Raw genomic sequence first — 25,824 nt, forward strand, 5'->3', positions numbered from 1 at the left:
CTAGTGCGACTCGCCGGCCGGGCTGTAGGCGGTCAGGAAGCGGTCGCGGAACTCGTTCATGGGCCACACCGGCGCGTCCGGCGCCGGTGTGAGCCCGGTCGTCCAGCCCCAGTCGGCGATCCGCTCGAAGACCTTCGGGTCCTTGGCGACGATCGAGATGGGTACGTCCTTGCTCGCGTTCTGCCCGACCACGACCGACGCCGGCTGGTGGTCACCGAGGAACACCATGACCAGGTTGTCGTCGCCGTATTTCTCGACGTACGAGGTCAGCGAGTCGACCGAGTAGGCCACCGACTTGGCGTACGCCTGCTTGATCTTCTCGTTGTCCTTCCAGACGCTGCCGGCACCCTCGGCCGAGTTGATCATCGGCCCGTAGACCGAGCCGTCCCCGATCTGCTCCCAGGGCAGGCTGGTGGGCAGCGGTGCCCAGGGGGTGTGACTCGACGTCAAGGTGATCTCGGCGAGCAGCGGGCCGCGGTTCTTCTTGGCGTACTCAAGCTGCTGGAATTGCTTCATCACGAACTGGTCGGGCATCGTCGACCAGCTCAGCATCGGCCCGTGATAGTCCAGCGTGTGCGAGTCCCACACCTGGTCGTAGCCGTAGAACTGACCCTCCGGCCAGGCGAACGTGACACCGGGCTCGACCCCGACGGTGCGGTAGCCGGCCCGCTTGAACGCCCGGGTCAGGGTGAGCCGGTCGGTGTTGACCAGGCTGCGGTAGCGCTGCTGGTTGTCGATCCACAGCCCGGACAGGAACGTCGAGTGGGCCAGCCAGCTGCCGCCGCCCGCGGTCGACGAGGTGAGGAAGCCGCTGCGGGCGCTGAAACCCTTGGTCGCCAGCTTGGCGTCGTCGGCCTTGAGCTGGGCGAGCACGGCCGAGTTGAAGTCCGGGTTCTCGACCGCGTCCCGGCCGTAGCTCTCCACGAAGCTGACGATCACGTCCTTGCCGCGCAGCGCGGTGAGCAGCTGGGCGTCCGGCACGTTGCGGAACGCGTCGACCTTGACCTCGCGGTCGAAGGTCTTCCGGTCGGCGATGTCCTGCGGCACCTTGAGCGCGGTGTCGCGGGCCAGCTCGGCGGCGGCCTGCCCGGCCACCGGGATGCCGCCGACGATCTGGATGCCGAGCACGGCGAGGATGACCCAGGCCGAGGCGAACGCGAAGACCGCGTGCCGGGTGGGCCGGGCGTGCGCGGCGAGCAGCCGGGACAGCCGCCGCACCGCGAGGGTGGTGCCGGTGAGCAGCGCGACGCAGAGCAGGACCGCCCCCGCGGCCACCCCGAACGCGCCGGCCTCACCCATCGAGTCCTCGAGGAAGTGGTAGCCGTCGGTGAACAGCACCCAGTCCAGAACCGGGTCGAACTCGCGGGCCAGGACCGCGAAGAAGCCCATGTCGACGATCTTCACGATGGTGAGCAGACCGAGGACGAAGCCGAGAACGGTGGCGCCGATCCGCCGGGCCCGCTCCGGCAGAGCGAGCAGAACGGCGATCGCGACGATCGCCTCGATAGGGATGCGGACCAGCGCATTCATCCAGAAATTGCCGGGTGGGAGCCGGGCGATCTGATCGGGCATGACGAGTTCGAGAAAGACCAGAAGCGCGGCGAGCGTGGTGACCACTGCGCCGCCGACACGGCGCACGTGGTGCTTGATCTGGGACAACTCGGGTTCCTAACCGCCGATTACTACCTGCTACAGGTACACGGCGGCGGCCGGGGTTCGGTTCAAGCCCCGGCCAGGTCGGCCGTCCTGTTGGCGGCCAGCATGCCAGCAATGTCGGCGGGCTCCGCCGGGCGCCCGAACAGGTAACCCTGACCGTGGTCGATGCCGAGGCGGCGCAGCGTGGCCCACTGCTCGTCGGTCTCGATGCCCTCGGCCACGGTCTGCATCTTCAGCGCCGCGCCGAGGCCGGCCACCGCGTCCACCAGGGCCACGTCGTCCTCGTCGATGTGCACCTCGTCGACGAACGTCTTGTCGATCTTGATGACGTCGACCGGGAGCTGCTTCAGGTAGCTCAGCGACGAGTAGCCGGTGCCGAAGTCGTCGATCGCCAGCCGGACCCCGAGGCGGCGCAGCGCGTGCAGCGTGTCCTTGGCGGTCTCGATGTCGGCCATCAGCATCGACTCGGTGATCTCCAGGGTGAGCGACGCGGCGTCCAGGCCGGCGTCGGCCAGGGCGGCCGCGACGTCGTCGACGAGCCCGGCGTACTGGAACTGGCGGGCCGAGAGGTTGACGTTGACGTGCAGGCCGGCGGCGGCCGGCGACTCGGCCCGCCACTGCGCCAGCTGGGCGCAGGCCTGGCGGAGAACCCACCGGCCGAGCGGAACGATCAGGCCGTTCGCCTCGGCGCCGGCGATGAAGTGGTACGGGCCGAGCAGGCCGTCGCGCGGATGCTGCCAGCGCACCAGCGCCTCGACCGCGGTGAGCCGCTGCGTGTGCATGTCCACGACCGGCTGGTAGAGCACCAGGAATTCCTCGTGCTCCAGCGCGTGCTCGATGTCGGCGCGCTGCTGCGCCTCCTCCAGCACCGACATGGTCATGGTCGGGTCGAAGATGGCGTACGCGTTGCGACCGGCCCGCTTGGCCGCGTACATGGCCAGGTCGGCGTTGCCCAGCAGCTGCTCGGCGGCGACCATGCCGGCGGTGTCCGGTTCCATCCCGGTCAGGGTGGCGATGCCGATGCTCAGCGAGCAGGTGACGTCCCGGCTGCCCAGCCGGATCGGCTCGCGGGCGGCGGCCAGCAGCCGCTCGGCGAGGCCGGACGCGTCGGCCGGGTCGAGGTCGCGCAGCAGGATGGCGAACTCGTCGCCGCCGAGCCGGGCCAGCACGTCGTCCGGGCGGACCTGGGCGCGCAGCCGCTCGGCGATGGTGGTGAGCAGCTCGTCCCCGGCGCTGTGCCCGAGGTTGTCGTTGACCAGCTTGAAGTCGTCGAGGTCGAGCAGCAGCACGGTGACCGGCGCCTCGCCGCCGTCGCCGACCGCCTCCTCGAGCTGCTGGCGGAACCGGACCCGGTTCGGCATCCCGGTCAGCGAGTCGGTGAACGCCTGCCGGCTGAGCTGCTGCTCCAGCTCCCGGCGGGCACCGATGTCGCGGAGGCTGACCACGACCGCCTGCAGGTCCGGGTTGTTGATCCAGTTGGTGCCCATCACGTCGACGTAGACCCACTCGCCGGCCGCGTTGCGCAGCCGGCTCTCCACCCGCAGGCTCTGCCCGATCGGCAGGTTCAGCATCCGGTTCATGAAGTCGTGCAGCTCGCCGAGCCGGTCGGCGGTCATCACCTGGGCGACCCGGGAGCCGGTGAGCTCGGCCGCGTCGAACCCGAGCAACTGCTTGATCGAGCCGCTCACGTACTTGAGGGTGCCGTCCCGGCCGACCGCGAGCACCGTGTCGGCGGACGCCTCGAGCAGGGTCTCGGCGCGCTGCTCGGTGACCCGGCGGCGGGACTCGAGGCGGCGCCGGCTCTGCGCGTTGATCGCGGTGAGGCCGACCAGGGTGGCGAACTCGCCGCCCAGGAAGAACGTGGTGGCCGGGCCGGCGCCGGTCTGCCACGGCAGCAGCACCACGTAGCAGAGAACACAGAGCCCCCCGAAGACAAGCACGGTACGCGGGGTGTACAGCGCCGCCATGGTGATCAGCAGGAGCAGCGCGCCGGGCAGGTAGACCATCATCCCGGCCGGGTCGGCGATCGCGAACAGCACCAGGATCGGCACTTCGGCGAACCACCAGAGCAGCAACCGCCGGCGAATAAGCTTGCTGCGGACCAGCCGGCGCCAGGGCAGCTTGATCGCGGCGATCTGCACCGCGACCGCGGCGAAGACCGGCACCAGCCACCACCGGCTGCCCGCGTCCCAGCTGAGCGCCACCCGGATGGCACCGATCAGGGTGCCGAGAGCGGCAATGGCCGTACCGATCCGGATCTGCCGAACCCAATAGTCCGCAGTGTGATCGTCTACCTCGAGTCGCCGCACGAGCGCTCCATCGGCCGGGCTACCGCCCACTTGAGCGGAACACCCATGACAAATGTCAGTGGCTGAGTGAGTGCTCGCTCAGTTAGGGTGCAGTACGTGGAAAACAGGCGCAGGAGAGTTCCGGCGCTCGCGCCGGAGGAACGCCGCGCGGCACTGATCGCAGCGACCATCCCGCTGCTGCACGAGCACGGCCTCGACGTCAGCACCCGGCAGATCGCCGCGGCCGCCGGCGTCGCCGAGGGCACCATCTTCGGTGTCTTCGAAAGCAAGAACTCGCTGGTCGTGTGCTCGGTGATCGAGGCGCTCGACCCGCAGGTGACCCTGGACGGACTGGCCGCGATCGACCCGGCGCGGCCGCTGCGCGAGCGGATGGCCGAGGCGGCCGAGCTGATCCACGCCCGGATGGCGGAGAACGCCGCACTGATGACCGCGGCGCGCAAGCTCATCCTGGCCGGGCAGAACGATCCGGCCACGGCCAAGCGGATGCACAGCAGCCGGGAACGGCTCAAGGACGCCGTGGTCGAGGTCATCGAGCCGGATGCGGCGCAACTGCGCCGCACTCCCGAGGCGGTGGCCCAGATGCTGCTGCTGATCTGCGGTGCCAACACGTACGGGCCGTTCGGCGACCCGGACAACTTCCGCGGGACCGAATTGGTCTCGCTCCTACTAGACGGCTTTCTCCAGCGGGGGGCTCAGTAGACGTGCTCTTGAAATTGCTTCGTGCCCATCTCGCGCCCTATCAGGGCACCATCGCACTCGTCGTGTTCTTCCAGCTGCTCCAGACGCTGGCGACCCTCTATCTGCCCACCCTGAACGCCGACATCATCGACAACGGCGTCATCAAGGGCGACACCGGTTACGTCATGAAGATCGGCGGCTTCATGCTGGCGATCACCCTGGCGCAGATCGCCACCCAGATCGTCGCGGTGTATTTCGGCGCCAAGACCGCCATGGTGGTCGGCCGTGACCTGCGGTCCTCGATCTTCCGCCAGGTGCAGAGCTTCTCGGCCCGCGAGGTCGGCCAGTTCGGCGCCCCGTCGCTGATCACCCGCACCACGAACGACGTGCAGCAGGTCCAGATGCTGGTGCTGCTCACGTTCACGCTGATGGTGTCGGCGCCGATCATGTGCGTCGGCGGCATCCTGCTCGCCCTGCACCAGGACGTGCCGCTGTCCTCGCTGCTGCTGGTGATCGTGCCGGTGCTGATCGCGGTGGTCGCGCTGATCATCAGCCGGATGCGGCCGCTGTTCCGCTCGATGCAGGTGCGCATCGACAAGGTGAACCAGGTGATGCGCGAGCAGATCACCGGCATCCGGGTGATCCGCGCGTTCGTCCGCGACGACCGGGAGCAGGAACGCTTCGCCGGGGCCAACGCCGAGCTCACCGACGTGTCGATGCGGGCCGGCAAGATCATGGCGACGATGTTCCCGACCGTGATGCTGATCGTGAACATCTCCAGCATCGCCGTCCTGTGGTTCGGCGGCCACCGGATCGACTCCGGCCACATGCAGGTCGGCGCGCTGACCGCGTTCCTCAGCTACCTCATGCAGATCCTCATGTCGATCATGATGGCGACCTTCATGTTCGTGATGATCCCGCGGGCCGAGGTCTGCGCCGAGCGGATCGAGGAGATCCTCGGCACCGAGTCGACGGTCGAGCCGCCGGCCAACCCGGTGACCACGCTGAGCCGGCACGGCTTCCTGGAGATGCGCGACGTCGACTACCACTACCCCGGGGCCGAGGCGTCCGTCCTGCACGACATCAATCTCACCGCCCGGCCACGCGAGGTCACCGCGGTCATCGGGAGTACCGGCAGCGGCAAGACCACGCTGCTCAACCTCATCCCGCGGCTCTTCGACGTGAGCGACGGCGAGGTACTGGTCGACGGCATCGACGTCCGGCAGCTCGATCCGGCCCTGCTGAGCCGGACGGTCGGGCTGGTGCCGCAGAAGCCCTACCTGTTCAGCGGCACGGTCGCCACCAACCTGCGCTACGGCAACCCGGACGCCACCGACGACGAGCTTTGGGAGGCGCTCGAGGTCGCCCAGGCCCGCGGGTTCGTCGAGCGGATGGAGGGCGGGCTGGACGCGCCGATCGCCCAGGGTGGCACCAACGTCTCCGGCGGGCAGCGGCAGCGGCTCGCGATCGCCCGGGTGCTGGTGCACCGGCCGGAGATCTACCTGTTCGACGACTCGTTCTCGGCGCTCGACTACGCCACCGACGCGGCGCTGCGGGGCGCGCTGACCGCCTACATCGCCGACGCCACCGTGGTGATCGTCGCCCAGCGGGTCAGCACCATCCGCGACGCCGACCGCATCATCGTCCTCGACGACGGCAAAGTGGTCGGCACTGGCACACATACCGAATTGATGGACACCAACCCGACGTACCGGGAAATCGTCCTTTCGCAGCTCACTGAACAGGAGGCCGCGGCATGACCGAGCGAAGCGAGCGTCTTGATCGCGTTCTTGCCTCTGCTTGTGTCGGAGGGACAGCATGACCGCGCCTACCAGGCCTGGGCCGCCCGTTGGCGGGCCGCCGGCCGCTCGGATGATGATGGCCGGTGGTAAGTCCACCGAAAAACTCGATGACTTCCGCGGCTCCACGCTGCGGCTGCTCGGGCTGCTCAAACCGCAACGCCTGCTGGTCGGCGCCGCGCTGGTCTTCGGCATCGCCAGCGTCGGGTTGACGGTGTGGGGGCCGAAACTGCTCGGCAAGGCCACCGACATCATCTTCTCCGGCGTGATCGGCAAGCTGTTCCAGCCCGGAACGACCAAGGCCGAGGCCATCGCCGCGATGCGCGCCGCCGGCAACGACACCCAGGCCGACCTGCTCTCCGCGGTCGACTTCACCCCCGGCCAGGGCATCGACTTCACCAAGCTCGCCCACCTGCTGGCCTGGGTCGTCGTGGTCTACGTCGTCGGGTGGATGCTCGGCGTGATGCAGGGCCGGCTGATCGCGACCGTCGTGCAGAACGGCGTCTCCCGGCTGCGGCGGGACGTCGAGGCCAAGCTGTCCCGGCTGCCACTGTCCTACTTCGACAAGCAGCCGCGCGGCGAGGTGCTCAGCCGGGCCACCAACGACACCGACAACATCGCGCAGACCCTGCAGCAGACCTTCGCCCAGCTGCTCAACTCGCTGCTGATGATCATCGGCGTACTCGCCTTCATGTTCTGGATCTCCTGGCTCCTGGCCCTGATCGCGCTGATCACGGTGCCGCTGTCGTTGCTGGTGACCACCCAGATCGGCAAGCGGGCCCAGCCCAACTTCGTCGCCCAGTGGAAGACCACCGGCAAGCTCAACGGCCACATCGAGGAGATGTTCACCGGCCACTCGCTGGTCAAGGTGTTCGGGCGGCAGGACGAGGCGCAGCAGACCTTCGACGAGCACAACGACAAGCTGTTCGCGTCGAGCTTCCGGGCGCAGTTCATCTCGGGCATGATCCAGCCGGCCATGATGTTCCTGGGCAACCTGAACTACGTACTCGTCGCGGTCGTCGGTGGCCTGCGGGTGGCCAGCGGCGCGTTGTCGCTGGGTGACGTGCAGGCGTTCATCCAGTACTCGCGCCAGTTCAGCCAGCCGCTCACCCAGGTCGCGAGCATGGCCAACATGGTGCAGTCCGGCGTGGCCTCGGCCGAGCGGGTGTTCCAGCTGCTCGACGCGGACGAGCAGAGCCCGGAGCCGCCCGCGGTCGGCCTCGACCGGGTGCAGGGCCGGATCGCGTTCGAGGACGTGTCGTTCCGCTACCTGCCGGACAAGCCGCTCATCGACGACCTGTCGCTGGCCGTCGAGCCCGGCCATACCGTGGCCATCGTCGGACCCACCGGCGCCGGCAAGACCACGCTGGTCAACCTGCTGATGCGGTTCTACGACGTGCAGTCGGGGCGGATCACCATGGACGGGGTGGACATCGCCGCGATGCCGCGCGAGGAGCTGCGCGAGCACATGGGCATGGTGCTGCAGGACACCTGGCTGTTCGGCGGGACCATCGCGGAGAACATCGCGTACGGGGCGGACTCGTTCGACATGGAGTCGGTGAAGGCCGCGGCCGAGGCGGCACACGTCGACGCGTTCGTCCGGATGCTGCCGGACGGCTACGAGACGGTGATCGACGAGGAGGGCTCGAACGTCAGCGCCGGGCAGAAGCAGCTGATCACCATCGCCCGCGCGTTCCTGGCCGAGCCGAGCATCCTGATCCTCGACGAGGCCACCAGCTCGGTCGACACCCGCACCGAGGTGCTGATCCAGCGGGCCATGAACAGCCTGCGCACCGGCCGCACCAGCTTCGTCATCGCGCACCGGCTCTCCACCATCCGCGACGCCGACGTGATCCTGGTGATGGAGAACGGCAGCATCGTCGAGCAGGGCACGCACGACGCGCTGATCGAGGCGAACGGGGCGTACGCCCGGCTCTACTCGGCGCAGTTCGCCCAGGCCGTGGCCGAGGTCGACTGATCGCTCGCAGGACAAAAGGCGACGGGGGCGGCCGATTGGCCGCCCCCGTCTTCGTCGGGTCAGAGGTGCTGGTTACCGCAGGTCACTTGATGGTGATCCGCTTGGTGGCGCTGTAGCCACCCATGATGCCGTTCGGCGTGAAGCCCTGGACGAACGCGCGGACCGAGATGGCCGAGCCGGACGCCACCTTGGCGGTCGCCTTCCAGACGTTGTCGCTGCCCGTGGTGCCCTTCCAGGCATTGACCCACTTGCCGCCGACCCAGTTCTGGACGATGACGGTCTGGCCGACACCGCGCGGGGTGCCCTGAACCGCGAAGCTCACCATGCCCTTGGCGGAGGAGCTGGCCACGAAGACCGGGTCCTGGGTGACGGTGACCCACTTCTCCTCGGACATCTCACCGGCCGAGGCGACCTTGAAGCGGTAGCCCTGGCCCAGCGTCCGGGTGAACTTGTACCACCCGGACTTGTCGGCCATGGTCCAGGCCAGCTTGGTCAGCGGGCCCTCCTTCGCGGAGATCGGACCGCCCCACAGCTCGACCGTGGCACCCGGGCCGGCCTTACCGGTGATCGGCGTGTTGATGCCGCCGGTCACGTTGGCCGCCAGCGTCAGGGTCGGCTTGACGTTCTGGCCACCGTCGCTGGGCGCGATGGTGATCCAGCCGGTCTCGACCTTGCCCCAGCTGCCCTGCTGCGGCATGCCGGAGACCCCGATCGTCTCGGCACCCTCGGGCTCGGGGTCGTCGATGATGTTGACGCTGCCGATGCTGACCGAGTCGCCCGGCTCGGTGCCGGCCGGGATGGTCGCGGTCAGGACGCCCGGGTTGGTGAAGTCCTTGGTGTCCGCGGCCTTGCTGCCCTTGTACGAGGCACCGGCGAACGAGATGTTGAAGTTCATGTCCGAGTCGGCGGTGCCGTCGACCGTGCCGGTGACGTCGACCGAGTCACCCTCCATGGCGTCAACGTCGTTGATCCACAGGGTGGGCGCCTTGTCGTCGTTCAGCAGCTTGATCGTCGCCGTCTTCGACTGGGTGGCCGGCGAGACGAAGTCGGCATCGTCGGCGTCGATCGTGGCGGTGATGTCCGCGGTCTCGTCCGGCTCGAACATGGTGTCGCCGTTGACCAGCAGCGGGACGTAACCCACGGTCTGGCCGGCCCGGATCGTCACGGCCTTGTCGCCGCTGGCGAGCAGCGTGTAGTCGCCGCTGCCCGGGATGTCCGGGTCGAACATGCCGCTGGCGAAGCCGGGACCGCTCGCCGAGTCGCCGGCGACATCGAAGTGGATGTCGTGCGTGCTCGGGTTGCTGAGCTTGACCTGCAGCATGACCGGGACGGTGGCTTCACCCTCCTTCATGGTGACGCCGTCGAACATGACCATCGGCGGCAGGTCGTCGTCGTCGATCGTGATCGGGACCATCGCGTCGTCCGTGTCGGTGGTGAAGTCGGCGGACTTGTCGTCGCTGGCGAGCGCCAGCCAGAAGACCTCGGGGCCCTCGTTCGTGGTGTCGCCGACGATCTCGACGGTGAACGTCTGGGTGAGGGTGCCCGCCGGGAAGACCAGCGTGCCCTTCTTGGTGATGTAGTCCTTGCCCGGCGTCGCCGGCGGGTCCATCGTGCCCATCTCCTGGATGATGGTCTTCCAGTCGACGGTGACCTTGCGGCCCGACTTCTGGGAGAGCGTCGCGGTGAAGGTCTTCGCGGACTTGCCGGTGTTGCCCTCCGGCACCGACGCCGGCGAGATCTTGACTCGCGGCGTGTCCTCCAGGTTGATGTCCTTGATGGTCGAGGTCACCCACGAGTTCTTCTCGTCGAGGATGGCGCCGACCGGCGCGACCAGTTGCACCCCGAAGTCCTCGGAGTTCTCGTTCAGACCGTCGTCGCTGAGCGAGATGGTGAACGTCGCGGAGTCCTCACCGGCCGGGATGGTGACGGTCCGGGACGACGGGTAGACGAAGTCCTGGCCCGGCATGGCCGGGTCGTCGCCCTCGGCCGGCTTGACCGGCACGACGTCCCAGCGGGCGGTGATCGGCGACTCGGACATGCTCGACGCGTGGACCGTGTAGGTGATGTCCTTGGCCTCGTCCTGCGTGCCGCCGGACGGGGCCTGGGTCAGGGTGAGGGTCGGCGCCGACTGCGCGTCGACGATGCTCACGACCGCCGCCTGGTCGGACGGGGACGCGTTGTCGGCCGAGGCGGTGACCTTGAACATCTCGGTCGGCATCGTGTCCTGCACACCGTCGCTGATGACGGTGACGCTCGTTGAGGCGCTGAGCTGCCCGGCCATGATGGTGAGGGTGTTGTCGGGATCGGTCGGGTCGATGGCGGTGTAGTCGCCCGGCGCCTTCGCGGTGCCGTCCTGGGTGCCGATCTTGACCTTCGTGTCCACGCCCGACTTGGCGCTCAGGGTCACGGTGACCTTCGCGGTGACGTCCGCGCCCATGGTGCTCTTCTCGCTCACCGTCGACGGTGCGACGGTCAGCGTGTACGACGGCTTGTTGTCGTTGTCGTAGATCTTCCCCTTCGCCGTCGTGTACGAGTCGGGGTCGGTGGGGTCCATCGCCGCCGTGTCCGTCACCTTCAGCAGGAAGGTCTCGGTCGGCTCGTACCACGCGTCGTCGACCGCTCGCAGCGTGACCTGCTTGGTGCTGTTCTTCGGGACGGACAGCGTCGTCGCCGACAGCGTGTAGTCGTTCTTGTCCACCGCGGTCGACATGGAGTCCGGGTCGGGGACGACCTCGACCTTGAGGTTCACCGCGTCCGACATGTTCGCGTTCTTGACGTTGTAGACCAGCTCGCCGCCCTCGGTGACAGACCCGGTGGCCGGCGTGATGGTCACGTCGGTGAGAGCCGCGTAGGCGGGCGTGGTGACTGCTACGGCGGGGACTAGGCCCACCGCGCCGGCAACCGCGGCGGCCAGGGCCATGCGGACCGACTTGGGTCCACGCAGCGCGAACGGAACCGAGCCGCTCTTGGCCGCATGGGCTTCTGAATAGCGCATGTCTTTCTTTCTCCTTCGGCGGCTGGGCTGCCTCCGGCGGGGAGGCCCCTAGCTTTGCGTCCCCGCCTTGCGGCGGGTTTGCCTGTTCGGGTACCGCACTCGAGGGCGGAAGGGGCTGAGCAGCGTGGGCCAGATGTGAAAGTCCGGCCGGATGCTGCGCCATCCGTAATCTAACCGGGCTATTGCCCCGTTACCGGCCGAATGCGTTTTTCCGTGCGAATCGGGCCAAGGCCATCAAGTTCGTCACTTGATCGGCCATCTCGGAGCGCGGAGAGCCGCGCGCGCCGGTCCGTAATCTAGTCGCCAGATATCGGATTAAATCCGGAACGCGATTTTCGATCGTCGGGATCTGTTTCGACGCCATCCGGCGCGAACCAGCCAGGGTCCCGTACCCATCAGCAAGAAGAAGGTGAGCAACGGCAGCCGCCACCACCCGGAGATCGTGGCCGGCGGCGCCGCCGGCGCCGTGGCCACCCACGGCCGCGCGCTCTTCGACCAGGCCAGGAACGCGTCCCCGATCGGCACCAGGCCGAACGCGTAGCGCCGGGTGTGCCAGGTGTCGATCGGCACGCCCAGCACCTCGCCGAAGTTGGCCAGCGCGTCGGCGAGCGGCTCGTCGCCCTGCACCTTGGCCGCGCCGACCGTCACCACCGTCGCCGACAGGCTGATCCCGAGCGGCAGCGGCCCGGAGTCGACGTCGGCCGGCCCGTCGGTCCCGCGCGGGTACTCCCGCACCGCCGGCCCCAGCCCGAGCGGCCTGGCCAGGAAGGTGTCCCGGAAGCGGAGGTACTGCGCGCGGCCGAACTCCGGATCGATCTCGGGCAGGAAGCGCTGGATGATGCTCTGCGAGGTGCCCCGCGCCCCGGCGGTGGGCAGGCCCGTGTCGACGTCGGCGGTGTGCGGCATGAGACCGGTGGCCGGGTCGAGGTTGACCCGCACCCCGGACAGCCAGCGCTCGATCGTCGGGCCGTAGGCGGGCGTCACCAGTTTGTCGTGCAGCGCGAGCGACGCCACCGCGACGGTGGAGTCGACCGGCCACGCCTGCCCGGGATAGGCGGCCAGGAACGGGGTGGGTGACGCGTCGAAGGCCGCGGCCAGGTCGGCGGAGTCACGCTCGAAGGCGGCGGTCTCGGCCGGGTCCCGGGTGGCGGCCGGTTCGTGCAGCAGAATGCCGCCGCGCAGCCAGTTGAGCCAGCCGCGATAGAAGACGCCATAGGCCGGGGTGAGGCCGGCGTCGAACGGTTCGCGACCCTCGGCCGAGTCGATTCGGCTCAGTGCCCAGCGGGCCGCGTCCAGGTCACCGATATCCACATGGGAAAGGCCGTAAAGGGCGTACAGAAAGAAATAGCCTTCGGGGAATTGGGCCTGCGCTTGGGAAGCGGCGCCATCCTCCAATGCGGAACGCAGGAACGTCAGCTGACGGCGTACCGAAGAAGTGTGGTCCGGCGGCGCGATCAGCCGGACCGCGCCGACCAGCGCAACCACGCTGATCGCCGCCGCCAGCAGAAGTCGCAGTACTCGGGCCATCCGCCCGATCTTCTCATTGTTGGGTCAGCTTCAAGGCGAGCCGGGGGCAGCGATCCACCGCCCGCCGCGCCGCACCGTCCAGGGCCCGCGGAATTTCGCCCTTCCCGTCGCGGAGAACCGGGTAACCCCAGTCGTCCTCGGTGAGCATCTCCTCCAGGAGCTCGGTGCAGACTCCGCGGCCGTCGCAGGCCGTCCAGTCGATGTGCAGTCTCATCGGTGTCCCTCCGTCGCCAGGCAGCGCCCGTGCAGGTGCGCCACGACGTCCGCCTCGAAAGCCCGCATCGCGCTGAGCACCAGCCGGGCCGTGCCGTCCGGATGCCGGCAGGCACCCCGCCCGGACACCAGCCGGGCCAGTCGTTCCACCTCGGCCGGCAGTCCCGGCCGGGGCCGCCGCGCGGCCAGATCGGCGAGGGTGGCGGCCATCCGCGGCAGGCCGTTGATGCACGGCCCGCACTGCCCGGCCACCTGGTCGGCGAGATACCCGGCGATCCGGGCGGTCTCCCCCAGCCCGCAGGCATTGGCCGGCAACGCGACCACCACACCGGCCCCGGGCGAGGCGCCGAAGGGTTCGAGCGCCCGCCGGCTCACCGGCAGCGCCGGATCGGCCGGCACCCAGCCGCCGTGGTAGCCGCCGATCAGCACCGCCTGCAACGGCATGGTGGCGCCGCCGGCCGCCGCGATCAGGTCGCCGAGCGGCACGCCGTAGCCGGCCTCGATCACCCCCGGCCGCCGGACCGCGCCGCTCACCGTGGCCAGGAAGGTGCCCGGCTCGTCGGCGGTGCCGGCGGTCAGGAACCAGCCCGCGCCGTAGCGGGCGATCAGCGCCAGGTGGGCGAGGGTCTCCACGTTCTGCACCAGGGTCGGTGCGCCGCCGACGCCGGCCTGGATGATCCGGATCCGCTTGTCCGCGGGCACCGCGCCGGTCCCGTTGATCGCCGACACCACGGCCGACTCCTCGCCGGAGACGAACGCGTCCGGCGCGGCGTGCAGGGTGACTTCCAGGCGGTCGAGCCCGGCGGTGCGGCGCGCCACCAGCAGTCGGCGCAGCGCCGGCAACGCCGCCTTCGGCGCGTAGAGATGGGCGGCCTTGGCCCTGGTCGCGGCGGCGGCCAGCTGCAGGCCGTCGAGGACCAGGTTCGGCTGGTACGCCAGGAGAGCACGGTCCTTCCGGCTGGCCGGCTCGCCCTCGGCCGCGTTGGCCACCACCACCGCGGCCCCGCCGGCCTGGGCGACCGCGCTGAGCTTGCGCCACACCGGGAAACCCGCCCCGCCGCGGCCGGTCAGCCCGGCGTCGCGGGCCATCCCGATGATCTGGCTGCTGTCCAGGATCGGCAGCCGCCCGTGCCGGGCCAGGTGGGCGTCGAGCCCGACCTCCCCGTCGAGCAGCCGCTGTTCCACCCGGCCGGTGGGTGCTTCGGCGACGCTGGTCATCGGACCTCCTCCAACTGCTTGGCTTCGGGCTGCCTCAGACGCGCGGCGACCTCGCGGTCGGCGCGGGCCGGGAATCGGCTGAAGCCGGTGGACAGCCGCCATCCGACGGCCACCACCACGACGGCGGTGCAGGCGATCGAGATGGCCCACAGCCACCACGTGCCGTTGTCGGAGCCGGTGCCGAGGCCGTGTGCGAGCGCGATCGGCCAGCTCAGGTAGGCGAGCCAGTGCACGGCCCGCCAGGCGCGGGCGCCGATCCGGTTCCGCAGCAGGCTGGTGACGACGATCGCGATCATCAGGTCGAAGCCGAGCGTGCCGAGCCCCTGCCAGAACGGCCGGTAGTTGCCCACGAACGGCAGCACGAAGTCGACGAGCCGCAGCTGGGCGTACGGGTCGAAGAGCAGGCTGACGATGTGGCCGGCCAGGAAGACGACCGCCAGCAGGGCCGCGTTGCGGTGCAGCATGCTGACCGCGAACCGGGGCAGCCCGAACGCCGGTTTGCCGGAGCGGGAGCCGATGCCGAGCGCCACCACGACGGTGAGCAGCACCAGCGAGATGACCCCGCTGCCGCGCGCGAAATACCAGAGCGCCTCGGTCATGCGGGCCACCCGCCCAGCCGCAGCACGTCCAAGGACGGCGTGACCAATCGGCTCGGGGCCTTGCCGAGCAGGTCGGGGGCGGCGTGGCCGCGGACGATCGCGGCCGTGCTGAGCATGTTGGCCCGCAGGCAGCTGTAGGCGGCCACCGATACCGTGCGCCACACCGGCACCGCGGGCCGGCCGGTGGCCGGGTCGACGATGTGGTGCAGCTGCTCGCCCGGTCGGCCCCAGGTGCGCCCGGCCGTGCTCGAGGTGGCCAGGGCCGCCCCGGCCGGCAGCCGGATCGTGTCGGCCGGGTCACCGGGCCGGTCCTGCACCAGGATGTCCCAGCCGCCGGCCGGCGCGATCCCGGCGGTGGCGATGTCCCCGCCCAGCGCGACCAGCACGCCCACGCCGAGCTGGTCGGCGACCTGCGCGGCGGCCCGGTCGGCGGCCACCGCCTTGGCGGTGGCGCCCAGGTCGAGCAGCACCCCGTCGGGGACGGTCAGCTCGCGGACGGACAGTTTCACCGCGTGCCAGTCGGGGGTGGCGAAGACCCGCACCGCGGGGGCCACCTCCCGGCCGGTCAGCTCGGCGAAGTCGCGGTCGTAGCCGAGCCCGCACAGCGCACCGCCGACGGTCGGGTCGACCGCGCCGTCGGTCTCCCGGGCCGCGTCGAGGGCCGACGCGACCAGGTGGGCGAGCAGTGGGCTGACGATGACCGGACGGCCGCCGGCTCGGCAGACGTAGCGCAGCTCGGAATCCTCCCGGAACCGGCTGCAGGCCGCGTCGACCGCGTCCAGCTCCGTCTTGACCAGGGCGGCCGCCTCGGCGATCCGGGCCGGGTCGGTGACCACGATCCGGGCGACCGTGCCCCAGACGGACCACTGCGCGGTGTCCGCGCCGATCGGCAATGTCTCGACGAGTGGCATGTCACGACCCTCCCGAGGTGGCGCCGCTGCTGCTACTGCTGCTGCTGTCGCTGCTGCTTCCGCCCGAGAGCGTCGGCGAGTCGTTCGACGAGCTGCTGCTGCTGCTCGAATCGGTGGAGTCGGTCGTGGTGGTCGTGCTCGTCGATGAGCTTTCGGAAGTCTGGTCGGATGCGTGCGCGGCCACCCCGATGCCGACGGTTCCCGCCAGGCTGGCCGCGATCAGGGCACCGGTGAGCAACGACGTTCGCCGCAGTCCGCTTTCCCGCTTCATCTGCGCGCTCCCCCTTCGTTGATGACTCAACAAAGAGTGCGCGACGGGACTCGCCCTGAGCTGTGCGGATCCTTCGCACTTCCTGTGAAGGCCAAAGTTAAGCAAAACGACGGTATCGAGGCCGGTGTCCGACTCCCTAGGTTGAACGGCGACACCCAACGCAGCAGGGGGAACGATGACCGACATTCCGCAGCACACTCTCGACGACATCGCCGCGGTCAACGCGAGCGGGCTCACCCCGGTGGTCTTCATCCACGGCCTGTGGCTGCTGCCGAGCAGCTGGGACCGCTGGGCCGAGGTGTTCAAGGCGGCCGGCTACGCGCCGATCACGCCCGGCTGGCCGGACGACCCGGAGACGGTCGAGGAGGCCAAGGCTCACCCCGAGGTGTTCGCCGGCAAGACCGTCGGCCAGGTCGCCGACCACTACGCCGAGATCATCGGCAAGCTCGACAAGCAGCCCGCGATCGTCGGCCACTCGTTCGGCGGCCTGCTCGCCCAGATCCTCGCCGGCAAGGGCCTGGCCACCGTGACCGTCGCGATCGACGCGGCGCCCTTCCAGGGCGTGCTGCCGCTGCCGGTCTCGGCGCTGCGTTCGGCCTCGCCGGTGCTGGCCAACCCGACCAATTACCACAAGGCGATCCCGCTGACCTACGAGCAGTTCCGCTACGCGTTCGCCAACGCCGTCAGCGAGGACGAGGCGCACCAGCTGTTCGAGGAGTACGCGGTGGCCGCCCCCGGTGCACCGCTGTTCCAGGCGGCGGTGGCCAACTTCAACCCGTGGTCCGAGGTCAAGGTCGACCACGACAACGCGTACCGCGGGCCGCTGCTGATCATCGGCGGCGAGAAGGACCACACCGTGCCGACCGCGATCACCGAGTTCAACTACAAGATCCAGCAGAAGAACAGCGGCATCACGGAGTACGCGGAGATCCCCGGCCGGGGGCACTCGCTGACCATCGACAGCGGCTGGCTCGAGGTCGCCAACACGTCGCTGGCGTTCGTCCAGCGCTTCGCCGAGCGGTAGGGCTCAACTACAACAGGCCGTGCCGCATCGCCGTGGTCACCGCGGCGGTGCGGTCGGCCACGTCCAGCTTGGTGAACGCGCGCAGCAGGTGCGTCTTCACGGTGGCCTCGGCGATGAACAGCCGCTTGCCGATGTCGGCGTTGGTGAGGCCCTGCCCGACCAGGCGCAGCACCTCGGCCTCGCGCGCCGACAGGGCGGGCGGGGCCGGTTGGCGCACCTGACGCACCAGAGTGGACGCCACGCTCGGCGCCAGCACGGTCTCGCCGCGGGCGGCCGCGCGCACCGCGTCCGCCAGCTCCTGCGGCGACGCGTCCTTCAGCAGGTAACCGCAGGCCCCGGCCTCGATGGCGCGCAGGATGTCGCGATCGGACTCGTAGGTGGTCAGCACCATCACCCGCACCCCGGGCACGGTGGCCAGGATCCGCTCGGTGGCCGAGACGCCGTCGCCGTCCGGCATGCGCAGGTCCATCAGCACGATGTCCGGCCGCTCGGCCGCGGCCAGCGCGATCCCGGCGTCACCGGAACCGGCCTCCCCCACCACCGACAGGTCCGGCTCGGCGTCGAGCATGCCGCGCAGCCCGTGCCGCACCACCGGGTGGTCGTCCACCAGCAGGATGCGGATCACGCCGGCACCTCCAGCTCGATCGTCGTGCCCGTGTCCGGGTCGCTGTGCACGGTAAGGGCTCCGCGCACCTGGTCGGCGCGGGCCCGCATGCCGTTCAGGCCGAAACCGTCGGCGGCGGCCGGGTCGAAGCCGCGCCCGTCGTCGCGCACGACCAGCCGCACCGACTCCGGGGCGTAGGCGAGCAGGATGGCGGTCTCCTGCGCGGCGGCGTGCCGGCGGACGTTGGTGAGCGCCTCCTGCGCGGCCCGCAGCAGCACCACCTCGACCGCGGTCGGCAGCGCCCGCTCGTCCCCGGTCACGCGCACGGTCGCCGGGGTGCCGGTCTCCTCGGTGAAGCGGGTCGCCTGGCGGCGTACCGAATCCGGCAGTGCGCCCTGGGTCAGCGCGGCCGGCGCCAGCGCCGCCACCAGGGCCCGCGACTCGGCCAGGTTTTCCTTCGCGGTGCGCACCGCGAGGGCCAGTCGCTCGTCGCGCAGCGCCGGGTCGGCGGCCTGCAGAAGCGTGATGATGCTGGTGAAGCCCTGGGCGAGGGTGTCGTGGATCTCGCCGGCCAGGCGGGCGCGTTCGGCCAGCACCCCGGCCTCGTGCGACAACCGGGACACCTCGGCCCGGGAGGCCTCGAGCTCGGCGATCAGCTCACCGCGCTCGACGCTCTGCTCGATCACCCGGATGATCCAGAAGCCGAGCCAGATGCCGGCGACCGCCGAGATCAGCGCGATGATCAGGTCCATCACGAAGTTTTCCGGGGACCGGAACAGGTCGACCGCCGGGGTGATCAGGGTGGCGACCACGACCAGGGCGATGGCCGGCCGGATCGAGGCGAGCTGGAAGATCAGCGGGATCACCGCAAAGAGGAGCCAGGTGGTGAACGGGGCCACCGCCACCGTCAGGGTGAACAGCGTCAGCTGCACGAGCAGCACGGCCATCGCGGCGTAGTCCTCGGCACCGCGCCGGACCAGCCGGCGGCCGACCGTGAGATGCAGCACGATCATCGCGCCGAGGGCGCCGGCCGTGACCAGCCGGCGCCACCGGGCGTCATCGGATCCGAAGAAGACCGCGCTCCCGATGATCACGGTGACCCCGACGAAGAACGCATCCCACCACCGCACGTAGCGGACATGCGCCTCCTCGGTGCTCACCGATCTTTCTCGGTCCAGCGGAAGGTCGTCAGGCACAGCACCAATCCGATCACACACCACGCGCCGAGCACCAAGGCCGTGCGCCCGAGTTCCCATTGACCGGCGGCTTCGTACTGCTTCATCGAGTCGGGCAGGAAGACGTAACGGAAACCCTGGCTCATCCACTTCACCGGGAAGAACGACGCCACCGTGATCAGCCAGGTCGGCAGCTGGGTGATGGGGTGGATGAAGACGCCGGAGACGAACTGCAGCGCCACCACCGGGACGTTCAGGATCGCGCCGGCCGAGCGGGCGTGCTTGACGATCGCGCTGACCGCCACACCGCAGAGCGTGCACACGATCACCGAGAGCAGGAACAGCCAGACGAACGTGAGCCAGTGCGATGCGTCCGGCAGCGGCATGTCGTAGACCAGGACGCCGACCAGGAGCAGCATGGCCACCTCGGCGACGCTGAGGACAAAGACCAGGATCAACTTCCCGATGAGGTACGCCGTGGAGGTGATCGGCGTACCGCGAAGCCGCTTGAGCGTCCCGTCCTCACGGTCGAGCGCGAGCCCCGACCCCATCGTGATGAACCCGGTGTTCAGGGCGCCGTAGGCGATCATGCTGGCCGTGTAGACCTGCGCGACGCTGACCCCGGTGTCGTCGTAGCTGTCCCCGAAGATCGTGCCGAACAGCAGCAACAGCATGGCCGGGAACGCGAAGGTGAACACCACCGCGGTGCGGTCGCGGATGAACTGGAGGATCTCGACCTTGCCGCGGGCGACGCCGTTGGTGAAGGTGCCGGGCAGGACAGCGGCGGCGACGGTCATCGGTGGTCTCCGATCAGGGCGAGGTAGGTGTCCTCGAGGGTCGGGCGGGTGATCGTCAGCGTGGTCAGGTCGGTGTCGGCCGCGATCAGCTTGCGGAGCAACTCGGTCGGGTCGGCGACCTGCTCGGTGTGCTGAACGCCCCCGTCGCGCCAGCTCACCTTCGCGCCGGCCGCCGACCGGCCGCCGAGCGTGGCGGGCGTGCCCTCGGCCACGATCACGCCCTCGGACAGCACCGCGAGGCGGTCGGCGAGCGCCTCCGCCTCCTCCAGGTAGTGCGTGGTCAGCAGGATCGTGGTGCCGTCGGTGGCCAGCGCCCGGATCAGGTCCCAGAACTGGCGGCGGGCGGCGGGATCGAACCCGGTGGTCGGCTCGTCCAGGAAGAGCAGCTCGGGCCGACCGACGATGCCGAGCGCCACGTCCACCCGGCGGCGCTGCCCGCCGGAGAGCGCCCGGATCTTGCTCGTGCTCTTCTCGGTCAGTCCGACCAGGTCGATCACCTCGGCGGCCGGTCGCGGGTCAGGATAGAAGCCGGCCACGTGCCGCACCATCTCGGTGACGGTCAGGTCGGCGGCGTCGTCGGCGTCCTGCAGCACCACGCCGATCCGGGACCGCCAGACCCGGCCGGCCGTCCCCGGGTCCTCGCCGAGCACCTGGGCCTCGCCGCCGCTGCGGGGGCGGTGGCCCTCCAGGATCTCGACGGTCGTGGTCTTGCCCGCACCGTTCGGGCCGAGCAGCGCGAACACCTCACCGCGGGCGACACTGAGGTCGATGCCGCGCACCGCGTCGTGCCCCCGGTACGTCTTGCGCAGTCCTCTGACTTCAATGGCGTTCATGCCGGTAATCGTGCTGCTCGCCGGGGCCTCGCCGATAGGCCCGGAAGACCGTCAGCGGTTGTCCGTCGTCCGGTGGACAGTCACGTGCGCAGGCTTACTCCCAGCGCATCTTCTTGACGGCCGCGGTGACACACACGACCGCCCACGCCGCGAGGCTGAGCCAGTCGGCGGCGGGCACGCCGGTGCCGTGCGAGAGCGTGGCCCGCAGCGCTTCGGCGTGCGCGGCCAGCGGCAGCACCACCGCCACGTCCGGGGTGGTGAACATGATCCCGCCGGCCGCCAGCATCAGCACGTAGATCAGGGTGGCCGCGCCGGTTGTCGTCTCCGGTTTGAGCACGCTGGCCAGCAGCAGCGCCAGCCCGCTGTAGGCGGCGGTGGCCAGCACCGTCACGCCGAGCGCCGGCAGCAGTTGGCCGGCGTCCGGGCGCCAGCCGACCGCGGCGCCGACCCCGGCCAGCACCAGCAGCTGCACCACGATCAGGGCGAGCACCGCGGCGGTCTTGGCCAGCAGCAGGCCGGGTCGGGTCAGCGGGGACGCGCCGAGTCGTTTGAGAACGCCGTAGCTGCGTTCGTAGCCGGTGGTGATCGCCTGGCCGGTGAACGCGGTCGACATCACGGTCAGCGCGAGCACGCCGGGAACGACGAACGCCAGCCGGTCGTCGCCGGGCACCGTCGTCACGTCGGTGAGACCGGCGCCGAGCAGCACCAGCAGCGGCACGCCCATGGCCAGCACCACCGCCTCGCCGCGGCGGGCGGTCAGCACCAGCTCCATCCGGATCTGGCTGCGCAGGATCGCGCGCATCGGCGCGCGGGCCGGTGCCGGGGTGAAGGTGCCGGTGCTCATCGGGCCGCTCCTGCCTTCCGCGTCGCGTCGGCGGTCAGCGCCAGGTAGACGTCCTCGAGCGTGCGCCGGCGGGTGTTGACCGCGGTGACCTGGGCGCCGGCCTTCGCGAACCAGGCGATCGCCTCGGCGATCGCGGCCGCGTCCAGGTTGCCGGTGATGACATATTCACCCGGGGTTTTCTCCACCGCCGCGAACTGCGTGCTCTGCGGTTGGAGTCCGGCGTCCGCGCGTACCTCCAAAAGGTCGATGCCCGCCGCGGCCGTGAGTTCCGCGGGGGTTCCGGTGGCCGCGACGCGGCCTTCCCGCATGATCACCACGTCGTCGGCGAGCCGTTCCGCCTCGTCCAGCAGGTGCGTGGTGAGCAGGACCGAGACGCCGTCGCTGCGCAGCTCCTCGATCAACTGCCAGGTGGTGTGCCGGGACTCGGTGTCCATGCCCGCGGTCGGCTCGTCGAGGAAGACCAGCTCGGGCCGGCCGACCAGGGCGATCGCCAGACTGAGCCGCTGCTGCTCGCCGCCGGACAGCCGGCGGAACCGGGTGCGCTCGAATTTCCGCAGGCCGAGGCGGTCGATCAGCATGTCGGGGCTCAGCGGGTTGGCCGAGAACGAGGCGAACAGGCGGAGGATCTCGCCGGCCGTCGCCCACGGGTAGACGCCGCCGGACTGCAGCATGATGCCCAGCCGGGGCATCAGCGCGTCGTGGTCGGCGATCGGGTCGAGGCCCAGTACCCGGCACTCGCCGCCGTCGGCCGCCCGGAAGCCCTCGCACACCTGCAGCAGGCTCGTCTTGCCGGCGCCGTTGTGCCCGAGCAGCGCCAGGACGCGGCCGCGGGGCACGCCGAGTGACACCCCGTCGACGGCGGTCGTGGCGCCGTAGCGCACGACGACGTCCCGTACCTCGACCGCGCCGTCAGTCACCTACCGACCCCTTCCGCCCCGGCTACTTTACGTGCCGGCCGCCGACCCCCCGCCCCGGCATGGCCGACCTCACTCTCGCCCGTCGGTAGGGTGCAGGCATGAGCGTGGTGGAGATCTACACCGATGGGGCCTGCATCCCCAACCCCGGCCCTGGTGGCTGGGGTGCCGTCCTTCGCTACGGCGCCCGGGAAAAAGATCTCTGCGGCGGTACGGCTTCGCAGACCACGAACAACCGGATGGAGTTGCAGGCACCGATCAGCGCCCTCGAGACGCTGAACCGGGCGCCGATGAAGGTGCTGCTCTACACCGACAGCATCTACGTGCGCGACGGCATCACCAAGTGGATCCCGAAGTGGAAGTCGAACGGCTGGCTGACCTCGGCCAAGCAGCCGGTGAAGAACGTCGACCTGTGGCAGCGGCTGGAGGCCGCGGTCGCCCGGCACGACGTGCAGTGGCACTGGGTGAAGGGCCACGCCGGCCACCCGGAGAACGAGCGGGCCGACCGGCTCGCCGCCCGGGGCCTGCAGGAGGCGTTAGCTCAGGGCTCGTAACGCGGCGACGAAAGCATCCCCGTCCACGTCTTTCAACAACCCGGCCTCCGCCACCCGGATCTCCGCCTGGATCGCGCGATGCAGCTCGGTGCCGGCGGCGGTGAGGCCGAGCAGCCGCGCCCGCCGGTCGGCCGGGTCCGGCTCCCGCTCGATGAGGCCGCGTTTCTGCAGGTCGTCGAGGATCGGGATGAGCCGGGTCTTGTCCGCGCCGATGCTCTGGGCGAGCGCGGCCTGGGTGCGCGTCGGGCTGTCGCGCAGCCCGGTCAGCACGACGTAGGCCCACATGGTCACGCCGTGCCGGGCCAGGATCGGCTCCTCCATGGCGATCAGGCGGCGCCCCAGCCGCATCACCATCGCGCCCAGATCGGGCCGCTCGGTCTCCATCGCCGCACCCCTTGCAAAATCGTAAGCGCTCGCAGACGATAAGCGCATGCCTATTGATTTGGTAAGAGCCGACGCGGCCGCCGTCACGGCCACCGTCGACCTGGTCGCGCAGGTCACCGATCAGTCCCTGCCCACCCCCTGCGCCGGGTGGGACCTGGGCGCGCTGGTCACGCACATGACGGAACAGCATGGCATTTTCGCCGCAGCCGCCCAGGGCGGCCCGGTTGCGGACGAATTGTCGTATCCGGCCGCCGCCGCCCTCGTTCTGCGCGCCTTCGCCGAGCCCGGGGTGCTGGACCGGCCGTTCCGGCTGCCCGAGTTCCCGTCGGCGTTCCCCGGCCGGGTGGCGATCGGGTTCCACCTGGTCGACTACGTCGTGCACGGCTGGGACGTGGCGGTGTCGCTCGGCGTGCCCTACGCCGTCGACCCGGACATCCTCGCGCTCACCCTGCCGATCGCCTGGGCCGTGCCCAGCGGCGGCAGCCCCGCGTTCGCGCCGGCCCTGGCGGTCCCGCCCGGCACCGCACCGCTCGACGAGATCCTGCTGCGCCTCGGCCGCGACCCGGCGATCAAGTTGCCGGCATGAGCGTCGTGATGCAGAACGGGTGACCGGCCGGGTCGAGCAGCACCCGCCAGCGCTCCGGCGACGGCTGCACGCCCGCCCTGCGCGCGCCGGCCGCCAGCATCGCGGTCTCGGCCGCGTCCAGGTCGTCGACCGCCGGCTCCAGGTGCATCTGCTTGGGGATCGGGCCGTCCGGCCAGCTGACCGGTGGCAGGTCCGGCACCTCCTGGATGGTCAGCAGCACGCCGGCGCCCTTGAGGGCCACGAACGCCGGCGACTCGAACATCACTTCCACGCCGAGTACGTCCTCCCGCACCCGTCCCGCCGCTGGGCGCAGCACCGCTTCCCGGACATCCGCTACTGGAACGAGCCACCCCGGGGCGGCCACTTCGCCGCCTTCGAGCAGCCCGCCCGGTTCGTCGCCGAGGTCCGCGCCGCGGCGGTCAGATTCGCGGCATGACGGCCTTGGTCACCTCGGTGGCGTCGGTCAGGTTCTGCTCGTCCGAGGCGCCGCGGGAGTAGACGTCGATCTGCGCCGTGCCGTAGAGCACGTAAAGGTGCCCGGCCAGCTCGAACGCGTCCTCGCCGACCCCGTCGACCGGCTTGGCGTCGGCGATCGTGGTCTTGAACTCGTCCTCGGTGGTGCGCGAGATGAACAGCGCCAGCTGGCCGCTCTCCTGCTGCCACTGGCAGAAGCGGGTGGCGGTGCCCGGCTCGGCGTCGTCCTTGTCGATCTGGGTGACCTCGCGGCCGGTCAGGTCGACCACCTCAGCCTTGCTGAGCAGCGTGCACGGGTCGGGCAGATCACCGGCGTCCTTCGCCGAGCCGGTGCCGCTCACCGCCGTGCCGGTCGGCGTCGGCTCGGCCGCGCCGGTCGGCGTCGGCTGAGCGGCACCCTGGGCGGCCGCGGAGTTGCCGTTGGTCTTGCTGTCGAGAATGCCGCAGCCGCTGAGGGCGGCGACGGCGGTGAACGAGACAACGGCGAGGGCGCTGAGGCGCTTCATCTTCTCCCCTGGGAGTGACTGCCCGGAACTGCGTTCGATCAGGTTCGCCGGTTGCCGGGGCCACGCCAATGACCGAACGGGTTAGTTGACACGTTGGCGGGAGAAGATCCCCCGTTCGGAATCGCTATGCCAAGCGCGGAAGGTATGACGACCACACCTTTTTGGGCACAACCATGCGCCAGGCGTCCAGCACCGACTCGGTCATCCGCTCATCGTCCAGCTCGGACAGCCAGGCCTGCACCCAGTGGAACCGCAGGTCGGACTCGCGCGGCAGGTGGAACAGGCGCGGCTCGGCGGCGACCAGAGCGGCCCGCTCCTCCTTCGGGAAACCGAACCCCATGACCGTCTCGTCCCGCGAGAACGCCACATAGACGATCTTTCCGACCCGGAATTTGACCCGATCGTGGATCAGATGCTCCGAGCTGCGCGGCAGATCGCGACACACCCGGCGCACGTCATCGACGGTAACCATGCCGCGAAACGTACGCCGGGGGTATGACAGTTTTCAGGACTGCCGCGGCTTCGGCACCGAGAGCCGGGTGGTGGGTTCGTCGGGCAGCGCGACCGAGTCCGGCACCTTCGCCCGGAACACCCGGTCGGGCGGGAGCCGATAGGTGGTGGCCTGCACCAACTCGTCCGGCACACCGTGCCGGCCGGTGGACTCGGTGTCCTCGGTGGCCGACGCGGCCGGTTCCGGCGATTCCCGCGGCATCCGGCTCGGCCCGAACGGTGCGGGCATCCGCCGGTGGCCTCTCTCGCCCGCCGTCGGCGCGACCTCCTGCGGCGCCTCATCCGGCTGCACGGCATCCGGCGGCGCGGCGTCGCGGGCCCGGCTCGGATCCGGGAACACCCGGTAGACCACCCCGCCCACGGCGCTGGGCTCGGCCACCACCCGCGGCGAGGGCGGCGGCGGCACGGGAAACCCGAGCGAACTCGCTTCGGTCTCACCTTCGTCGACCGGCGTGCCTTCGTCGA

General features: G+C 70.2%; 26 protein-coding genes and 1 riboswitch. Of the genes, 7 read left to right on the forward strand and 19 right to left on the reverse strand.

What is annotated here, in order from left to right; all coding sequences use genetic code 11:
* Both Adu01nite_RS17680 and Adu01nite_RS17685 read right to left on the reverse strand, forming a co-directional pair.
* Positions 1–1,659 carry a sulfatase-like hydrolase/transferase gene (locus Adu01nite_RS17680; RefSeq protein ID WP_203727979.1) on the reverse strand — a complete coding sequence of 553 codons (1,659 nt, stop codon included), beginning with the start codon at positions 1,657–1,659 and terminating at the stop codon, positions 1–3.
* 62 nt (positions 1,660–1,721) lie between these two features.
* Entirely contained in the window at positions 1,722–3,965 is a 2,244-nt protein-coding gene (locus Adu01nite_RS17685; RefSeq protein ID WP_203727980.1) for a putative bifunctional diguanylate cyclase/phosphodiesterase, read from the reverse strand.
* 96 nt (positions 3,966–4,061) lie between these two features.
* Here Adu01nite_RS17685 and Adu01nite_RS17690 point away from each other — a divergent pair, with 96 nt between their 5' ends.
* From Adu01nite_RS17690 to Adu01nite_RS17700, 3 genes are read left to right on the forward strand one after another with little or no spacing between them, the layout of a single operon-like run.
* Positions 4,062–4,664, forward strand: coding sequence for a TetR/AcrR family transcriptional regulator (locus Adu01nite_RS17690; RefSeq protein ID WP_203727981.1), 603 nt, complete (start codon positions 4,062–4,064; stop codon positions 4,662–4,664).
* A 2-nt stretch (positions 4,665–4,666) separates the two neighbouring features.
* Entirely contained in the window at positions 4,667–6,403 is a 1,737-nt protein-coding gene (locus Adu01nite_RS17695) for an ABC transporter ATP-binding protein (protein ID WP_203727982.1), read from the forward strand.
* A gap of 58 nt (positions 6,404–6,461) precedes the next feature.
* Positions 6,462–8,420, forward strand: a complete 1,959-nt coding sequence (locus Adu01nite_RS17700) for an ABC transporter ATP-binding protein (protein ID WP_203727983.1) — start codon at positions 6,462–6,464, stop codon at positions 8,418–8,420.
* Between the two features lie 82 nt (positions 8,421–8,502).
* Here the strand turns inward: Adu01nite_RS17700 and Adu01nite_RS17705 are convergent, their stop codons facing one another.
* The 6 genes from Adu01nite_RS17705 to Adu01nite_RS17730 all read right to left on the reverse strand — a co-directional run bounded on the left by Adu01nite_RS17705 (position 8,503) and on the right by Adu01nite_RS17730 (position 15,883).
* Positions 8,503–11,415, reverse strand: a complete 2,913-nt coding sequence (locus Adu01nite_RS17705; RefSeq protein ID WP_203727984.1) for a Calx-beta domain-containing protein — start codon at positions 11,413–11,415, stop codon at positions 8,503–8,505.
* A 14-nt stretch (positions 11,416–11,429) separates the two neighbouring features.
* Positions 11,430–11,508, reverse strand: a riboswitch (cyclic di-GMP riboswitch).
* A 222-nt stretch (positions 11,509–11,730) separates the two neighbouring features.
* A complete protein-coding gene (locus Adu01nite_RS17710) occupies positions 11,731–12,942 on the reverse strand; it encodes a hypothetical protein (RefSeq protein ID WP_203727985.1) in 1,212 nt (403 codons plus the stop codon).
* Between the two features lie 13 nt (positions 12,943–12,955).
* The gene (locus tag Adu01nite_RS17715; protein WP_203727986.1) at positions 12,956–13,156 is read right to left on the reverse strand and encodes a ferredoxin; all 201 of its coding nucleotides are present in this window, start codon (positions 13,154–13,156) and stop codon (positions 12,956–12,958) included.
* The gene (locus Adu01nite_RS17720; protein ID WP_203727987.1) at positions 13,153–14,373 is read right to left on the reverse strand and encodes an NADH-ubiquinone oxidoreductase-F iron-sulfur binding region domain-containing protein; all 1,221 of its coding nucleotides are present in this window, start codon (positions 14,371–14,373) and stop codon (positions 13,153–13,155) included. The genes Adu01nite_RS17715 and Adu01nite_RS17720 overlap by 4 nt, the downstream gene beginning before the upstream one ends.
* Positions 14,370–14,972 (reverse strand): ferric reductase-like transmembrane domain-containing protein, encoded by a 603-nt coding sequence (locus tag Adu01nite_RS17725; RefSeq protein WP_239132486.1) that lies wholly within the window; start codon positions 14,970–14,972, stop codon positions 14,370–14,372. The genes Adu01nite_RS17720 and Adu01nite_RS17725 overlap by 4 nt, the downstream gene beginning before the upstream one ends.
* Positions 14,969–15,883: an FAD:protein FMN transferase gene (locus Adu01nite_RS17730; RefSeq protein ID WP_203727989.1), complete on the reverse strand. Its 915-nt coding sequence runs from the start codon at positions 15,881–15,883 to the stop codon at positions 14,969–14,971. The genes Adu01nite_RS17725 and Adu01nite_RS17730 overlap by 4 nt, the downstream gene beginning before the upstream one ends.
* A 17-nt stretch (positions 15,884–15,900) precedes the next feature.
* Here Adu01nite_RS17730 and Adu01nite_RS17735 point away from each other — a divergent pair, with 17 nt between their 5' ends.
* Positions 15,901–16,176 (forward strand): hypothetical protein, encoded by a 276-nt coding sequence (locus tag Adu01nite_RS17735; protein WP_203727990.1) that lies wholly within the window; start codon positions 15,901–15,903, stop codon positions 16,174–16,176.
* 153 nt (positions 16,177–16,329) lie between these two features.
* Positions 16,330–17,178 carry an alpha/beta hydrolase gene (locus Adu01nite_RS17740; protein ID WP_203727991.1) on the forward strand — a complete coding sequence of 283 codons (849 nt, stop codon included), beginning with the start codon at positions 16,330–16,332 and terminating at the stop codon, positions 17,176–17,178.
* Positions 17,179–17,185: 7 nt separating this feature from the next.
* Here the strand turns inward: Adu01nite_RS17740 and Adu01nite_RS17745 are convergent, their stop codons facing one another.
* From Adu01nite_RS17745 to Adu01nite_RS17770, 6 genes are all read right to left on the reverse strand, one after another.
* Complete coding sequence (locus tag Adu01nite_RS17745) at positions 17,186–17,803, reverse strand: response regulator (RefSeq protein WP_203727992.1); 618 nt, start codon at positions 17,801–17,803, stop codon at positions 17,186–17,188.
* Positions 17,800–18,942 (reverse strand): sensor histidine kinase, encoded by a 1,143-nt coding sequence (locus Adu01nite_RS17750; RefSeq protein ID WP_239132487.1) that lies wholly within the window; start codon positions 18,940–18,942, stop codon positions 17,800–17,802. Before Adu01nite_RS17750 ends, Adu01nite_RS17745 begins: the two co-directional genes overlap by 4 nt.
* Positions 18,939–19,754: an ABC transporter permease gene (locus Adu01nite_RS17755; RefSeq protein WP_203727994.1), complete on the reverse strand. Its 816-nt coding sequence runs from the start codon at positions 19,752–19,754 to the stop codon at positions 18,939–18,941. The genes Adu01nite_RS17750 and Adu01nite_RS17755 overlap by 4 nt, the downstream gene beginning before the upstream one ends.
* Positions 19,751–20,587, reverse strand: coding sequence for an ABC transporter ATP-binding protein (locus Adu01nite_RS17760; RefSeq protein ID WP_203727995.1), 837 nt, complete (start codon positions 20,585–20,587; stop codon positions 19,751–19,753). Before Adu01nite_RS17760 ends, Adu01nite_RS17755 begins: the two co-directional genes overlap by 4 nt.
* A 94-nt stretch (positions 20,588–20,681) precedes the next feature.
* Entirely contained in the window at positions 20,682–21,431 is a 750-nt protein-coding gene (locus Adu01nite_RS17765; RefSeq protein WP_239132488.1) for an ABC transporter permease, read from the reverse strand.
* On the reverse strand, positions 21,428–22,348 hold the full coding sequence (locus Adu01nite_RS17770) for an ABC transporter ATP-binding protein (protein ID WP_203727996.1): 921 nt from the start codon (positions 22,346–22,348) through the stop codon (positions 21,428–21,430). Before Adu01nite_RS17770 ends, Adu01nite_RS17765 begins: the two co-directional genes overlap by 4 nt.
* Positions 22,349–22,446: 98 nt before the next feature.
* Between Adu01nite_RS17770 and rnhA the strand changes: the two genes are divergently transcribed.
* Positions 22,447–22,899 carry a ribonuclease HI gene (gene rnhA, locus Adu01nite_RS17775; RefSeq protein ID WP_203727997.1) on the forward strand — a complete coding sequence of 151 codons (453 nt, stop codon included), beginning with the start codon at positions 22,447–22,449 and terminating at the stop codon, positions 22,897–22,899.
* On the opposite strand, the gene Adu01nite_RS17780 is transcribed toward rnhA, so the two are convergent.
* A complete protein-coding gene (locus Adu01nite_RS17780; protein WP_239132489.1) occupies positions 22,882–23,283 on the reverse strand; it encodes a MarR family winged helix-turn-helix transcriptional regulator in 402 nt (133 codons plus the stop codon). The genes rnhA and Adu01nite_RS17780 overlap by 18 nt on opposite strands.
* A 46-nt stretch (positions 23,284–23,329) precedes the next feature.
* Here Adu01nite_RS17780 and Adu01nite_RS17785 point away from each other — a divergent pair, with 46 nt between their 5' ends.
* The gene (locus Adu01nite_RS17785) at positions 23,330–23,869 is read left to right on the forward strand and encodes a TIGR03086 family metal-binding protein (RefSeq protein ID WP_203727999.1); all 540 of its coding nucleotides are present in this window, start codon (positions 23,330–23,332) and stop codon (positions 23,867–23,869) included.
* Here the strand turns inward: Adu01nite_RS17785 and Adu01nite_RS17790 are convergent.
* The 4 genes from Adu01nite_RS17790 to Adu01nite_RS17805 form a co-directional block, all read right to left on the reverse strand.
* Positions 23,853–24,161, reverse strand: a complete 309-nt coding sequence (locus Adu01nite_RS17790; RefSeq protein WP_239132490.1) for a VOC family protein — start codon at positions 24,159–24,161, stop codon at positions 23,853–23,855. The genes Adu01nite_RS17785 and Adu01nite_RS17790 overlap by 17 nt on opposite strands.
* A 127-nt stretch (positions 24,162–24,288) precedes the next feature.
* Positions 24,289–24,849: a DUF3558 family protein gene (locus Adu01nite_RS17795; RefSeq protein WP_203728000.1), complete on the reverse strand. Its 561-nt coding sequence runs from the start codon at positions 24,847–24,849 to the stop codon at positions 24,289–24,291.
* 124 nt (positions 24,850–24,973) lie between these two features.
* On the reverse strand, positions 24,974–25,321 hold the full coding sequence (locus tag Adu01nite_RS17800; protein ID WP_203728001.1) for an MmcQ/YjbR family DNA-binding protein: 348 nt from the start codon (positions 25,319–25,321) through the stop codon (positions 24,974–24,976).
* A 33-nt stretch (positions 25,322–25,354) separates the two neighbouring features.
* The coding region (locus tag Adu01nite_RS17805) for a hypothetical protein (RefSeq protein ID WP_203728002.1) at positions 25,355–25,824 on the reverse strand (470 nt) is incomplete at its 5' end.

Source organism: Paractinoplanes durhamensis (genome assembly GCF_016862175.1).
Taxonomy (GTDB): domain Bacteria; phylum Actinomycetota; class Actinomycetes; order Mycobacteriales; family Micromonosporaceae; genus Actinoplanes; species Actinoplanes durhamensis.

Bases quoted from the DNA above. Each gene is read 5' to 3' on its own strand.
- Adu01nite_RS17715 (WP_203727986.1), bottom strand. From the start codon at position 13,156: ATGAGACTGCACATCGACTGGACGGCCTGCGACGGCCGCGGAGTCTGC.
- Adu01nite_RS17740 (WP_203727991.1), top strand. From the start codon at position 16,330: ATGACCGACATTCCGCAGCACACTCTCGACGACATCGCCGCGGTCAAC.
- Adu01nite_RS17800 (WP_203728001.1), bottom strand. From the start codon at position 25,321: ATGGTTACCGTCGATGACGTGCGCCGGGTGTGTCGCGATCTGCCGCGC.
- Adu01nite_RS17755 (WP_203727994.1), bottom strand. From the start codon at position 19,754: ATGACCGTCGCCGCCGCTGTCCTGCCCGGCACCTTCACCAACGGCGTC.
- Adu01nite_RS17795 (WP_203728000.1), bottom strand. From the start codon at position 24,849: ATGAAGCGCCTCAGCGCCCTCGCCGTTGTCTCGTTCACCGCCGTCGCC.
- Adu01nite_RS17720 (WP_203727987.1), bottom strand. From the start codon at position 14,373: ATGACCAGCGTCGCCGAAGCACCCACCGGCCGGGTGGAACAGCGGCTG.
- Adu01nite_RS17785 (WP_203727999.1), top strand. From the start codon at position 23,330: ATGCCTATTGATTTGGTAAGAGCCGACGCGGCCGCCGTCACGGCCACC.
- Adu01nite_RS17710 (WP_203727985.1), bottom strand. From the start codon at position 12,942: ATGGCCCGAGTACTGCGACTTCTGCTGGCGGCGGCGATCAGCGTGGTT.
- rnhA (WP_203727997.1), top strand. From the start codon at position 22,447: ATGAGCGTGGTGGAGATCTACACCGATGGGGCCTGCATCCCCAACCCC.
- Adu01nite_RS17725 (WP_239132486.1), bottom strand. From the start codon at position 14,972: ATGACCGAGGCGCTCTGGTATTTCGCGCGCGGCAGCGGGGTCATCTCG.
- Adu01nite_RS17765 (WP_239132488.1), bottom strand. From the start codon at position 21,431: ATGAGCACCGGCACCTTCACCCCGGCACCGGCCCGCGCGCCGATGCGC.
- Adu01nite_RS17730 (WP_203727989.1), bottom strand. From the start codon at position 15,883: ATGCCACTCGTCGAGACATTGCCGATCGGCGCGGACACCGCGCAGTGG.
- Adu01nite_RS17780 (WP_239132489.1), bottom strand. From the start codon at position 23,283: ATGGAGACCGAGCGGCCCGATCTGGGCGCGATGGTGATGCGGCTGGGG.
- Adu01nite_RS17705 (WP_203727984.1), bottom strand. From the start codon at position 11,415: ATGCGCTATTCAGAAGCCCATGCGGCCAAGAGCGGCTCGGTTCCGTTC.
- Adu01nite_RS17700 (WP_203727983.1), top strand. From the start codon at position 6,462: ATGACCGCGCCTACCAGGCCTGGGCCGCCCGTTGGCGGGCCGCCGGCC.
- Adu01nite_RS17760 (WP_203727995.1), bottom strand. From the start codon at position 20,587: ATGAACGCCATTGAAGTCAGAGGACTGCGCAAGACGTACCGGGGGCAC.